Consider the following 12,703-nt stretch of genomic DNA (forward strand, 5'->3'; position numbering starts at 1 on the left):
CGGCGCATGACCAAAGCAGCTTTTTCCGGCCTCATCCGTCCCATGCTCGAACCGCGCCTGCCTGAATGGGTGGAACCCATGTGGTTCATGACGAAGGAAGACGCGCTGAAGGTCGCGCCCGAGGCCGAGATCGGCTGGTTCGATATGAACGAGAAAGAGCCGATGATCGCGATGGTCAAAGCGGCGGAGAAGCTCAAATGGATGAACTCCATCTATGCCGGGCTCGATTTCCTGCCGCATGATTTGATGATCGAGCGCGGGGTGACGGTGACCAATGGTGTGGGGATCAACGCGATCACCATCGCCGAATACATCGTCATGCTGATGCTCTCCCATGCCAAAGGATACCGCGAAGTGGTGCGCGCGCAGGACCGGCAGGAGTGGCTGCTCGACAGCCCCGGCAAGCGCGAATTGTCGGGCGAGAAAGTGCTGCTGCTCGGCATGGGCGCGATCGGCAGTCTGGCGAAAACCCGGCTGGAGGCGTTCGACATGGAGGTCGTACCGGTGCGCCGCTCCGGCGCGGACGGCGCTCTGAAACCGGACGAATGGCGCGCGCGTTTGGGCGAATTCGACTGGGTCATTCTGGCCGTGCCCGCCACCGACGAAACGCGCGGCATGATCGGGGCGGACGAGCTTGCGGCCATGAAGGAAACCGCCGTGCTGGTGAACGTCGCGCGCGGGGACGTGGTTGATCAGGAGGCGCTGGTCGCAGCGCTGGAGACGAAAAGCATCGAAGCCGCGTTGCTGGATGTGACCACTCCCGAACCGCTGCCCGAAGGGCACCCGCTCTGGTCGCTCGATAACGCCCAGATCACCATGCACCTGTCGGGCCGCGCGCAGACGAAAATGTTCCAGCGCAGCGTCGACCGGTTCGTGGAGAATCTGGACCGCTGGAAACGCGGCGAACCGGTCGAGCCGCAAATGGACTTGGCGCTGGGCTACTAAGCCTCAGGCATCCTCCAGCAGCAGCAACTCGCACGCCACTTCCATGCGCGCTGCGGGCAACAGGGTGCTTTCCACCGCGGTGATCGTGGCATCAGCGACCAGCTGACGTGGGATGGCGAATTCGTGATCGGGCAGGTCTGCGATCAGTCGCTCACCGGCCTCCACCGCTTCTGCCCCCTCGAAGACAAGGCCCAGAGTATGGCGCGTGCCGGCAAAGGTGATGCTGGCCCATGCTTTCTCGTGATGCGCGGTGACTTCGCCCTCACCATCCGCCAACGCCAGCACGGCTTCGCGCAGGCGGTCGGACAGCGTGCGGCGCGCGGTGAGGGGCGGGGGAGCCGAAGCGGCTTGCACAATGACTTCATGCTGCATGGCTACCCTCCCGGTATCCGCGGATGAAACTGTCGCACCGCATTTCCATCAGCGGACGTGGTTCGCGGCCATTGCGCAGGTCGAGCACAAAGCGCGGGTCCTGTGCTGCAAGCCGCCCGAATTTGGTCGGCGGCATATCGGTTTCGCGCAGAAATTTTTCGATTCGTCGGATGAGCATAGGGGCCTCAATTGGGGTTCGATTCGCTGTCCTTGATCCGAGTCGTCGCTGTTCAAATCCAACTTGTCTAGGAAAAATCTTTCGTGTAGGAAGGATAAATGGCCACACCATCCTATGACCCCGATAAAGGTGATCCGCGCGCCCGCTTGCTGGAGCTGGCAGAAGCGCGCGGGGCGAGTCTTTCGTCGCTCTCCGAGTTCATCGGCCGTAATACCAGCTACTTGCAACAGTTTATTCGCAAAGGTAGCCCGAAGAAGCTGGAGGAGGGTGACCGGCGCAAACTGGCCGAGTTTTTCGGTGTTCCGGAAGGCGAGCTGGGCGCGGAGTCGGGTGGCGTGGAGGAAAAATCCTATACGAGGCCCAGCAATTTGCGCGATGATGATTTCATCGCCGTGCCGCGCCTGCCGGTGATGGTCTCCGCCGGGCCAGGGCAATTTGCCGCTGGCGAGACGCCCTTCGACAATTTCGGTTTCTCCGGCCGGTGGCTGCGCGATAACGGGCTTGATCCCAAGATGCTCAGCGCCGTGTCGGTGGAGGGCGACAGCATGGAGCCACTGCTGCGGGCGGGCGACGAGGTGCTGGTCGACCGCACACCGCGCCCGTTACGTGACGGGGTCTATGTCGTGCGGCTGGGCGACACGCTGATGATCAAGCGAGTGGCGCAGCCGGGGGCAGGGCGGCTGACGCTACTCAGCCAGAACCTCACCTACCCGCCGGTAGAGGTCGCGCTGGACGAGGTGGAAGTGATCGGCCGGGTCGTGTGGAAGAGCGGGCGGATATGACCTTGCGCGCTGCGCGGTGAACCGCCACATCCTTCGCCATGACCGACAAAGCAACGCCCCCGATGAAAGCGGGCATCATTCCCGTCACGCCCCTGCAGCAGAACTGTTCGCTGATCTGGTGCACCGCCACCAATAGGGGCGCGCTGATCGATCCGGGTGGCGATCTCGACAAGCTGAAGGCAGGCGTCGCGAAAACCGGCGTCGAGTTGGAGAAGATCCTCATCACTCACGGCCATATCGACCATTGCGGCGAGGCAGGCATTTTGGCGAAAGAACTGGGCCTAGAAATCGAAGGCCCGCACGAGGCCGACCGCTTCTGGATCGACCGGCTGGCCGAAGACGGCGCGAAATATGGCATTCGCGGCGAAGTGTTCGAGCCGGACCGCTGGCTGGACGACGGCGACACCGTGACCGTCGGCAAGCTGGAGCTGGAAGTCGTCCACTGCCCCGGCCACACGCCCGGCCATGTCGTCTTCTTCCACCGGCCCAGCAAATTCGCGATTGTCGGCGACGTCATCTTTCAGGGCAGCATCGGTCGCACCGATTTCCCGATGGGCAATCATCAAGATTTGATCGACGCGATCACCCAAAAGCTCTGGCCGCTCGGCGATGACGTGACGTTCATCCCCGGCCATGGCCCGACCAGCACGTTCGGTCAGGAACGCAAGACCAATGCATTCGTAAGCGATTATGCGCTTTCTTAGGTGCGGATCGGACATCCGTCCGATCCTTGCGGCACCAGCCCGTCTCCCCCTCCCAGCCACCCGATACCGTATCGGAGAATGATCGGGTGGTTGGGAGGGGGAGACGGGCTGGTGCCGAGGTCGACACGGATGTGTCGGCCTAACTGACCGTCAGGTCAGAAAAAACTAAATCACCCGCATCGCCACCAGCGCAGCGAAAATGGCCAGCCCGAGCTGGACCAGCAGCGTGACGATTGTGCCGACCGTCCGGCCCCATGACAGGCCGCCGCCATCCATGCCGAAACCGTGGAGCACGCGGCCCACGGCGTAGATCAACGCCACCCATGGCAGCCACAGGCCGCCCTTGGCCGTCAATTCGATGGCCGCGACCAGAATCAGGACGATGGGTGTGTTCTCGGCAAAGTTGAGTTGGGCGCGCATTCGCCGGGAGAGTGCCTCGTTTCCGCCATCGCCGACAGAGATGCTGTGCGCCCGGCGGATAGCCCCGATCCGGATGCTGAGCCAGATATTGGTGAGGGCGGCGGCTGCCACCAGAGCCAGTGTCGTCGGCAAGATAAAGCCCATCGGTATTTCCCCTTTGTTTCGTCCACGCCGCCTAGAGACTACGCACAGTGGTTGCAACGCGCGGCAAACCTGCATATAGGCCGCGCCTTCGCCGCCAGATCGACGGTCCCGCCCTTGCGCTTCCCTTACCGGTTGTGCCCGTGCGAGCCTTCGCCTAGATACGGCCCCGCAACAGTTTGATAATTTTAGGAACGGTGCCACGATGGCTGTCCCAAAAAGAAAAGTTTCCCCCCATCGCCGTGGCAATCGGCGCGCGCATGATTCGCTGAAGGTTGAGGCACATCACGAGTGCAACAATTGCGGCGAGCTGAAGCGTCCGCACAATCTTTGCCCGCATTGCGGTTTTTACAATGGCCGTGAAGTCATCGCGCCCAGCATGTAATTAGTGTCTGCGATGCAGGCCTGGTATCACGGTTAATTGGAGAGTGTCATGACCCTGCCGCGTATCGCCGTAGATGCGATGGGCGGCGATGAGGGCGTGCGCGTGATGATCGACGGCGCGGCAGAGGCCCGCCGTCGCCACGACAAGTTCCAGTTCCTGCTGGTCGGTGACAGCGCCCGGATCGAGGAAGCGTTGAAGGCGCATCCCAATCTGCGCTCGGCCAGCGAAATCCTTCACTGCGACGATGTGGTGGGCGGCGACGAGAAGCCGACCCAGGCCCTCCGCCGCGCCAAAACCACCAGCATGGGTCTGGCCGTCAATGCGGTAAAGCAGGGCGATGCCGGCGCCGCTGTCAGCGCCGGCAATACCGGCGCGCTGATGGCGATGAGCAAGCTGGCCCTGCGCACAATGCCGGGGATTGACCGCCCGGCGCTGGCAGGGGTCATGCCCACGCTCGAAGAAGACGACGTGGTCATGCTGGACCTCGGCGCGAATACCGAAGCCGATACCCGCAATCTGGTCCAGTTTGCCGTGATGGGCGCGGCCTATTCGCGCATCCTGACGGGTCGTCAGAAGCCGCGCGTCCGCCTGCTGAATATCGGCACCGAGGATATCAAGGGCACCGACGCGCTGCGCGATGCCGCTACCCAGCTGCAGGATGCGAGCGCACTCGATATGAGCTTCGACGGCTTTATCGAGAGCGACAAGATCAACCGCGGCGAAGTGGATGTGGTGGTGACCGACGGGTTCTCCGGCAATATTGCGTTGAAGGCCATCGAAGGCGCTGCGCGCTTCGTTACCGACTTGCTGAAGAGTGCATTCACAAGCTCTCTGCGCTCGAAGATCGGGTTTCTGGTCTCGCGCCCGGCGACCGAATTGCTCCGCCATCATCTCGACCCGAACCAGCACAACGGCGCGGTTTTCCTCGGCCTGAACGGTGTGGTGGTGAAAAGCCATGGCAGCGCTTCGGCTGACGGGGTGGCCAATGCGGTCGCTGTCGCGGCGCGGCTGTTGGAGAACAAGCTGACCGAGCGGATCTCGCATGATCTGGGCGAGCTCGATGCGCGCATGTGGGCCGGAACGGCACCCGCCCAGCCGGAAGCCGATCCCGTTTCGGGCGAAAGCACTTCATGATCCGCTCCGTGTTTCGCGGCAGCGGCTCCGCGCTTCCGGTACGGGTCGTCCCGAATGCGAAGCTGGCGGAAACCGTCGACACGAGTGACGAATGGATCGTCGAGCGTACCGGCATTCGCCAGCGCTATATCGCGGGGGAGGGGGAGACCACCGCCAGCCTCGCGATAGAAGCCTCGCGTGCGGCTCTGGCCGATGCCGGAATGGACGCGGCCGAGATCGATCTGATCATCCTGGCCACGGCCACACCCGACAACACATTCCCCGCCACCGCGACGAAAGTGCAAGCGGCACTCGGTTGCACCGGCGGTATCGCTTTCGATGTGCAGGCGGTGTGCTCGGGGTTTCTCTATGCGCTGGCCACAGCCGATTCGCTGCTCAAGACCGGCATGGCGACGCGCGCTCTGGTGATCGGGGCGGAAACTTTTAGCCGCATTCTCGACTGGGAAGACCGGACCACCTGCGTGCTGTTCGGGGACGGGGCCGGGGCCATGGTGCTGGAGGCCGAGGAGGGCGAGGAAAGCGACCGGGGCCTCATCACCTCGCGCCTGCATGCCGACGGTGCCCAGCACGATTTGCTCTATGTCGATGGCGGGCCCTCGACCACGCAGACGGTCGGCCATCTGCGCATGAGGGGGCCCGAGGTGTTCCGCCATGCGGTGGTCAATCTGGCCAGTGTCCTGCGCGAAGTGATTGAAGATGCAGGCATTTCGGCAGAAGATATCGACTGGGTCGTGCCTCATCAGGCCAATGCCCGCATTCTGGACGCAACCGCGCGCAAGCTGGGATTGCCAGCGGAAAAGGTCATCGTAACGGTCGACAGCCACGCCAATACATCAGCCGCCTCTGTGCCTCTGGCGTTCGATACGGCGCGGCGCGACGGGCGGATTCAGGACGGTTCGCTGGTCATGTTCGAAGCGATGGGCGGCGGCTTTACCTGGGGTGCCAGCCTGATGCGGTTGTGACCCTATCCCCGGCGCGCTTGCTTTTTCCAGCGGCGTAACCGCGGCGGCATTGCGTCGAAACACAGAAAAGGTTAGGTTTTTTGGCACTGCAACACATTCGGGTCGCACCGGTGTGATAGGAGATTGGCATGGCGCGTTCGGTGGGAACTTTGACCCGTGCGGATTTGGCGGAAACGATTAACCGCAAGATGGGCTTCAGCCGTGCTGAATCGCTCGATCTGGTCGAGTCGATTCTGGAGCATATGTGCTCGGCCATGAAAGATGGCCAGAACGTCAAGATTTCAGGGTTTGGCAGCTTCATTCTGCGTGACAAGAAAGAGCGGATCGGCCGCAACCCCAAGACCGGGGTAGAAGTGCCGATTACGCCAAGGCGGGTGATGACCTTCCGCGCAAGCCAGCTGCTGAAGGAACGCATAGCGAGGGGATAATGTGATGGCGGCGCAATTCGGTGACGGTAAGGATGCGGGGGCTCTCCGCACGATTGGCGAAGTCGGGAATGCGCTGGATATCAAACCCCATGTGCTGCGGTATTGGGAAGAGCAATTCCCCATGCTTGAACCGCTGAAACGCAGTGGCAATCGCCGCTATTACCGCCCCGAAGATGTCGCGCTGATCGAAACGATCAACCGCCTCGTCAATGTGGAAGGCTACACCATCAAGGGCGCGCGCGCGGCAATCGAAGAAGGACGGGCAGAATTGGCGGAAGTTTCGGACAGAGAGGGCACCGGAGAGCCTGAGGTTCAGGACGAGGTTCTCGCCGAGCATGATTCCGAAACTGTGGCCGAGCCTGAGGACACGATAGAAGAAGCGGCATTGCCGGAGGCCATCTCGCCTTCTGCCGAGACCGAGCCTGCTCCGGTGCCGGATACCCCGCTGGAATTTTCCGAAGGGGCTATCGAACGCGCGCCACGTTCTGCCGCCGCCAATACAGACACGCGGGTATCGGAGGTTGTTGCCGAATTGCGCGATATCCGTGCGCGGCTGGAAGCGGCCATCGCGGCATGATCGCGGTGTAGCTATCGTCCGGAAAGGCGGCGCTATTCCGCCGCCATCAACTCTGCTTCGCCCAGATTGACGCTCACCAGACGGCTCACGCCTTGCTCCACCATCGTCACGCCGAACAGCCGGTGCATGCGGCTCATAGTCACGGCATTGTGCGTCACAATCAGATAGCGGGTGTCTGTCTCGCGGACCATCGCGTCGAGCAGGTCGCAGAAGCGGTCGATATTCGCATCGTCCAGCGGCGCGTCGACCTCGTCCAGCACGCAGATGGGGGCGGGGTTGGTCAGGAACAGCGCAAAGATCAGCGCGATGGCGGTCAGGGCCTGCTCGCCGCCCGATAGCAGAGTGAGCGATTGCAATTTCTTGCCCGGTGGCTGGGCGTAAATCTCGAGGCCAGCCTCCAGCGGATCATCGCTGTCGATCAGCGCCAGATGCGCGCGCCCGCCTTCGAACAGCTTGGTGAAGAGACGGCGGAAATGGGTGTCGACCTGCTCGAAGGCCGTGCGCAGCCGCTCGCGGCCCTCGCGGTTGAGGCTCCCGATGCTGCCGCGCAGGCGATTGACCGCTTCGGCCAGTTCTTCCTGCTCGGCAGCATTTGCGCCGTGCTCGCTTTCGATCCGCTCCAGCTCCTCCGCAGCGACCAGATTGACCGGGCCGATCCGCTCGCGGCTGGCGGAGAGGCGATCCATTTCCTCGCCTTCGCGTTCCTGCGGGCCGACTTCCTCGGTGTTAAAGCCAAGCTTGTCCGAAAGCAGCGGCGGAGGGCAGCCAAAACGCTCGCCCGATTGCCGCGCCATATCGCTGCGGCGGCTTTCCTCGTTCTCCGCCCGTGCGGCAAGTCCGGCGCGGGTTTCGCGGGCGGTGGCGAGCGCTTCGCCAGCTTCGGCAATGGCGGCGTCGGCGGATTGGGCCGCTTCCTCGGCGGTGGCGACTACGCCTTCCGCCTCGGCCAGCGCTTCGGCGAGGCGTGCGCGGACCGCATCGCCCTGCTCGATTTCGCGCATCAGCCCCTCGGGCTTGGCCGCGATGACGGCGCGTTCCTGCGCCACTTCTTCGAAGCGCTGTTCCATGCCGGACAGGCGCTGCGCCGCCTCTCCCGAACGCGCCTGCCAATTGGCCATGTCGCTGCGCTGGGCGGAAACCCGCTCGCGTGCGACGGCCAGGCCCTGATCATGTGCGGCGAGTTCAGCAGTGGCGGCCTGCATGGCCGACCGGGCGGCTTCGTTTTTGGCCTGCGCGGCTTCCAGCCTGGCGCGGCCAGTGGCGGGATCGGGCAGGGCGGTTTGTGCGGCCTTGGCGGCGGTGAGTTCACTCTCCGCTTGCTCGCGCTGCTCGGCCAGATCGGTTGCCGCGCTCTCCAGCTCGGCAAGCCGCGAAGCCATTCGCTCGCGCGCGGCTTCGGCCTGATCGAGAGCGCGAAAGGCCTGCCGTTCCGCCTCCGCAGCCTGCCCGACTCCGCGTTCCGAAGCGATCAGCGATTGTTGCAAGGTTGCGAGCTCGCTTTGCGCCGAGGCCTGCCTAGCCTGCGCTGTATCGCGCGCGGCTCGCAAGGCGGGGAGTTCAGCTTCTAATGCAGCCAGCCGGTTTGCCGCCTCCATCCGGGCCGCTTCGGCGGACCCTTGCCCGCGCGCGACCAGCCCGTCCCAGCGGCGCAGAGCCCCAGCATTTGTCACCAGCCACTCGCCAGGGGCAAGGTCGCGCCCGTCATCGGCCTCCACCACATGGACCAGCGCCAGCCGCGCGGCGAGCTGTCGCGGGCAATCGGTGACGTGTCTGGCGAGCGAATCCGCAACCTGTGCAGGCGCGCCGCTGCCGGTCCAGAACCGCCCTTCCGGATCGCCTTCGGGCCGGCCCAGCGGCGCCTTCGCATCGCGGCCCAGCACAGCGGCGAGCGCGCGTTCATAGCCTGGAGCCACGCGCACCTTGTCCAGCGCGGCAGGAAGCCCGGTGCGGCCCTTCGCCTGTTTCTCGCGCGCGGCCCGGTCGCGCTCCAGCGCCTGATATTCGCGCTCTATCCCCGCCAGATCGGCCTGCGCGGCGGACAGGGCATTGGCCGCCTCGTCCCGCGCGTTCTGCAGCGTCTCCTTGCGCTCGCGATCCACTTCCAGTGCAGCGCGGAGACGCTCCAGTTCGGCGGTCGCGGTCTCCGAAGCCTCGCGCGCCGCAGCCACTGCAGCTTCGGGGTCGTCGCCATCGGCGAGGGCAGCGCGCATCTCAGCCTGCCGCTGGCTTTCCTGCGCCACGCGCGCCAGCCGCGCTTTGGCCTGTTCGATGGCCGCCGCGGCCACCCGCCATTCGGCCTCGACCCCGGCATGGTCCGCCGTCGCCTTGGCCAGCGCCAGTTCGCCTGCCCGCCCGGCACGCTCGGTGTCGTCAAGCTTGGCGGCGAGGGCGGGGCGTCGTGCTTCATCATCGGCCAGCGCTTTCTCGCCCGCACCCAGCTCTTTCTCCAATCGCGCCAGAGCTTCGGCAGCATCGCGGGTCAGACGGTCGGCCTCGCCGCGATCTTCCTCCAGCCGTTCGCGCTGGCGATCGAGATCGGCGAGCCGCTGCTCGGCGGCTTCCAATTGTGTGGTCAGGGCCGCCATCCGATGGCCGTGGGCTGTGGCATCGTCGCGCCGGTCGGCCAGTTCGTCGCGCGCTTCGGCCAACGCCTCTGCCGCCGCACGCTGGTCCTTCTGCGCTGCGTCTGCCGCCGTTTTGAGCGCGGCAACCTGCGCGTCCGCTTCGCGTGCCTGAGCGGTAGCTGCCTCCGCCGCCGCAGCCGCATCGCGCCAGCGCGCAAACAGCACGCGGCCTTCCGCCACGGCGATCTGGTCTGACAGCTTTTTGTAGCGCTCCGCCTGTTTCGCCTGACGGCGCAGGCTGGCGATCTGGGTGTCGAGACCCGCCATCAGGTCTTCCAGCCGCGCGAGATTCGCCTCGGTCTGGCGCAATTTGCTTTCGGCATCGCGGCGCCGGACATGCAGCCCGGCGATGCCCGCTGCTTCCTCCAGCATCTGGCGGCGCTGGGCAGGCTTGGCCGCGATAACCTGCGCGATCTTGCCCTGGCTCACCAGAGCAGGCGAATGCGCGCCAGTAGCGGCATCGGCAAAGGTCAGCGCGACGTCCTTCGCCCGCACATCGTGGCCATTGACGCGGTAGGCGCTGCCTGCGCCGCGCTCTATCCGGCGGGTGACATCCAGTTCCTCGCCATCATCGTCCAGCGCATTGAGGACGACTTCGGCAAAATCGCGCTGGGGCCGCGTTTCGGTCCCGGCGAAGATGACATCTTCCATCCCGCCGCTGCGCATGGACTTGGGCGAGTTTTCGCCCATGACCCAGCGGATTGCCTCCAGCAGGTTGGATTTTCCGCAACCATTGGGGCCGACAACGCCGGTCAGTCCGGGCTCGACACGCAATTCGGCAGGCTCGACAAAGCTCTTGAAACCACTGAGCTTGAGCCTGCGTATCTGCATCGGCGTATCTTAGCGGGCCCCGGCTTCTTGCAAGGCGACTTCCAGCTGGTCCCAATTCTTGGCATCAAGCTGACGGCCATTGATGAAGAACGTCGGCGTGCCGGCGACATCCAGCTCTGCCGATTGGGCGTTGGAGCGTTCGGCAATTGCGGTCACGCTGCCGCTATCGGCCAGACACTGGCGCGCCTGATCCCGGCTGAGCCCGCGTGCGGCGAAGAAATCAAGCAAGCCGGTGGCCTCTGCCACAGCGACAAAACGCTCGTTCTCCGGTCGCGCCATGGCGGCTTCCATAGCCTGGCCGCCCTGCTGCGCGGTGCCCATCACTTCATCGAAGTTCAGCCACACCTGTTCGGACAGCGGGTGGAAGCTTTCGGGGCTGCCGCAGCGGACCAACGCCGCCATCGTCAGGTCGATCCCGTTGTGGATCTGGTTGCGCAGTTCGTAAGAGACGCGGCCCGTATCGACATATTCGGTCTTGATCTCTTCCGCTGCCGTCTGCGTAAAATTGGCGCAGGCGCCGCAAGTGAGCGAGGCATATTCCATCAGCTTGATCGGAGCATCCGGGTTGCCGACCAGATAGCCGTCAGCCTCTGTCACCTGAACCATCTCGCTCCAGCTCTGGCCTTCCGGCGCGGCGATGTTCGCAATCGGCTCGCTGGAAACCACAGCTGCATCGTCGGCGCTGTCGCCACATGCTGCCAGAGCCAGCGCGAGCGGAAGGGCGAGAGCGGGGCCGAAACGGCGTGCAGATTTGGAAAACATCGAAGGAACCTCTTGGTCTGTCAGATCAGGCTAAACCAGTGCAGCGGCGCTGGGGATGGGGCGGGGCGGTGTTTCCACAGCCGTAAATGCAATTGCGATGTGGGATTACCTGCGCGCGGAATGCTCAATCAAGCGAAAATGCGCTGTCGCCAACGGTGCTTTCGGCATCGAGGCCAGCATTGGCTGCGTCATGCGCGTTGAGACCCGCCTGAATCTGCGGCTGCAGGCTTTCCCAGCTATGCGTCGCATCAAGCAGCTTTCCGTCGATGGCGAAGCTGGGCGTGCCGCGAATGCCATAGGTTTCCGCATCGGCCATGGTCGCGCCGATCAGAGTGTCCATCATCTGGGTATCGGCGAGGCATTGGTCGAGCGTTGGGCGATCATAGCCGCGCTGTTCGAATATTTCGTAGAACCCCAGATCACTGGCGATGGCGCGCATCCGGCCCGGAATCGGCCCGGTGGCCCAGCGCTGCTGCTGGCTCTGCGTGGCGCTTCCGGCCTTTTCCAGCCAGTCATCCTGCGCGAACATGATCGCCGCATGATTGCCGAGGAATTTCTCTTTCGGTCCGCACCATGCCGCCAGTGTGGCGGTCAGGTCGATGGGATTGCGAATGACATGGCGGATTTCGACTCTGGTCTTGCCCGGGCCGACATAGGCCAGCTTCATCACCTCGCCGCCGGTGCGCGCGAAATTGCCGCAATGGGAGCAGGTGTAGCTGCTGAAATCCGCCACGGTCAGCGCGGCGTCGGGGCTGCCCACTGTATGAAACGCCGCTCCGCGCTCGATCTGCGTGATCCAGTTCTTGCCCGCACCCACAATCGCGATGGCCGAGATTGCCAGCAGGGAAGCGCCGAGTTTGCGCGAAATTTTCATGTCTTGTCCGTCTCCGAAGGATCATTCTTGCCCATGCTGCGTGCCAAACCTTCCAGCACAGCGCGCAATTCCGGGTCGCCCACATCGCGCAGACTGTCGCCCAGCTCCATCGGAATGGGCTTAAGCGACGGCGGCGCTTTCGGTTTTTCCGTGGCGGAAGGTGGCTGAACCTTGCCTTGCCGGATTTTCACCCGCGACACGGCATTATAGCCGAAGAAGCGGTTCACCCGCTCGATGATTTCCGGGATGACGTGCTGGATGATCGGCGCATGGGCGGGCAGGACCACCAATTGCAAAATACCCTCGGCCCGCTCGCCGGGCGGGAAGCGGATGGCTTCGGGTGAGCTGACCTCGGCATGCCGGTCTCCGACGATCTCCGGCCAGCGGGTAACGATGCTGGACTGGACGAAGCCGAAGCGGCGGAATGCTGTGCGCCCGACTTGCGGGGTCAGGTCGCCGATGGCTTTTGCACCGCGGCCGCGTGGGCGCTCGTAAGGCTTAGCCTTACCGCGCGGCTTTGCGGGCCGTTTCGCAGGCTTCTTGCCACTGGTATTTTGGTCCCGTTCCATCGTGGGGGCAGCCAT

15 protein-coding genes are annotated in these 12,703 nt (G+C 64.0%); 8 read left to right on the forward strand and 7 right to left on the reverse strand.

Annotated features, from left to right (window positions below; genetic code table 11):
- Positions 1–6 precede the first annotated feature (6 nt).
- Positions 7–945: a D-2-hydroxyacid dehydrogenase gene (locus ACFCW2_RS09995; protein WP_379546087.1), complete on the forward strand. Its 939-nt coding sequence runs from the start codon at positions 7–9 to the stop codon at positions 943–945.
- A 3-nt stretch (positions 946–948) separates the two neighbouring features.
- On the opposite strand, the gene ACFCW2_RS10000 is transcribed toward ACFCW2_RS09995, so the two are convergent.
- The gene (locus ACFCW2_RS10000) at positions 949–1,317 is read right to left on the reverse strand and encodes a hypothetical protein (protein WP_379546089.1); all 369 of its coding nucleotides are present in this window, start codon (positions 1,315–1,317) and stop codon (positions 949–951) included.
- A complete protein-coding gene (locus ACFCW2_RS10005) occupies positions 1,307–1,495 on the reverse strand; it encodes a hypothetical protein (protein ID WP_379546091.1) in 189 nt (62 codons plus the stop codon). Before ACFCW2_RS10005 ends, ACFCW2_RS10000 begins: the two co-directional genes overlap by 11 nt.
- Positions 1,496–1,593: 98 nt before the next feature.
- On the opposite strand from ACFCW2_RS10005, the gene ACFCW2_RS10010 reads away from it, so the two are divergent.
- Entirely contained in the window at positions 1,594–2,277 is a 684-nt protein-coding gene (locus ACFCW2_RS10010) for a LexA family transcriptional regulator (RefSeq protein WP_379546093.1), read from the forward strand.
- A 62-nt stretch (positions 2,278–2,339) separates the two neighbouring features.
- A complete protein-coding gene (locus tag ACFCW2_RS10015; protein WP_379548968.1) occupies positions 2,340–2,981 on the forward strand; it encodes an MBL fold metallo-hydrolase in 642 nt (213 codons plus the stop codon).
- A gap of 165 nt (positions 2,982–3,146) precedes the next feature.
- Here ACFCW2_RS10015 and ACFCW2_RS10020 read toward each other — a convergent pair whose 3' ends face one another.
- Positions 3,147–3,545: an MAPEG family protein gene (locus ACFCW2_RS10020; RefSeq protein ID WP_379546095.1), complete on the reverse strand. Its 399-nt coding sequence runs from the start codon at positions 3,543–3,545 to the stop codon at positions 3,147–3,149.
- Positions 3,546–3,747: 202 nt separating this feature from the next.
- On the opposite strand from ACFCW2_RS10020, the gene rpmF reads away from it, so the two are divergent.
- The 5 genes from rpmF (at position 3,748) to ACFCW2_RS10045 (ending at position 7,028) form a co-directional block, all read left to right on the forward strand.
- Positions 3,748–3,927 carry a 50S ribosomal protein L32 gene (gene rpmF, locus ACFCW2_RS10025; protein WP_379546097.1) on the forward strand — a complete coding sequence of 60 codons (180 nt, stop codon included), beginning with the start codon at positions 3,748–3,750 and terminating at the stop codon, positions 3,925–3,927.
- A gap of 48 nt (positions 3,928–3,975) precedes the next feature.
- Complete coding sequence (gene plsX / locus ACFCW2_RS10030) at positions 3,976–5,061, forward strand: phosphate acyltransferase PlsX (RefSeq protein ID WP_379546099.1); 1,086 nt, start codon at positions 3,976–3,978, stop codon at positions 5,059–5,061.
- Positions 5,058–6,023 carry a beta-ketoacyl-ACP synthase III gene (locus tag ACFCW2_RS10035; RefSeq protein WP_379546101.1) on the forward strand — a complete coding sequence of 322 codons (966 nt, stop codon included), beginning with the start codon at positions 5,058–5,060 and terminating at the stop codon, positions 6,021–6,023. Before plsX ends, ACFCW2_RS10035 begins: the two co-directional genes overlap by 4 nt.
- A 128-nt stretch (positions 6,024–6,151) precedes the next feature.
- Positions 6,152–6,451, forward strand: coding sequence for an integration host factor subunit alpha (locus ACFCW2_RS10040; RefSeq protein ID WP_379546103.1), 300 nt, complete (start codon positions 6,152–6,154; stop codon positions 6,449–6,451).
- 4 nt (positions 6,452–6,455) lie between these two features.
- The gene (locus ACFCW2_RS10045) at positions 6,456–7,028 is read left to right on the forward strand and encodes a MerR family transcriptional regulator (RefSeq protein WP_379546105.1); all 573 of its coding nucleotides are present in this window, start codon (positions 6,456–6,458) and stop codon (positions 7,026–7,028) included.
- Positions 7,029–7,060: 32 nt separating this feature from the next.
- Here ACFCW2_RS10045 and ACFCW2_RS10050 read toward each other — a convergent pair whose 3' ends face one another.
- From ACFCW2_RS10050 to ACFCW2_RS10065, 4 genes are all read right to left on the reverse strand, one after another.
- A complete protein-coding gene (locus ACFCW2_RS10050; RefSeq protein ID WP_379546107.1) occupies positions 7,061–10,483 on the reverse strand; it encodes an AAA family ATPase in 3,423 nt (1,140 codons plus the stop codon).
- Positions 10,484–10,492: 9 nt separating this feature from the next.
- Complete coding sequence (locus tag ACFCW2_RS10055) at positions 10,493–11,245, reverse strand: thioredoxin domain-containing protein (RefSeq protein WP_379546109.1); 753 nt, start codon at positions 11,243–11,245, stop codon at positions 10,493–10,495.
- A 124-nt stretch (positions 11,246–11,369) separates the two neighbouring features.
- Positions 11,370–12,119 (reverse strand): DsbA family protein, encoded by a 750-nt coding sequence (locus tag ACFCW2_RS10060; RefSeq protein ID WP_379546111.1) that lies wholly within the window; start codon positions 12,117–12,119, stop codon positions 11,370–11,372.
- Entirely contained in the window at positions 12,116–12,688 is a 573-nt protein-coding gene (locus tag ACFCW2_RS10065; protein WP_379546113.1) for a DUF721 domain-containing protein, read from the reverse strand. The genes ACFCW2_RS10060 and ACFCW2_RS10065 overlap by 4 nt, the downstream gene beginning before the upstream one ends.
- Between the last annotated feature and the right edge of the window lie 15 nt (positions 12,689–12,703).

The organism is Qipengyuania algicola (genome assembly GCF_042492175.1).
Taxonomy (GTDB): Bacteria; Pseudomonadota; Alphaproteobacteria; order Sphingomonadales; family Sphingomonadaceae; genus CAJXSN01.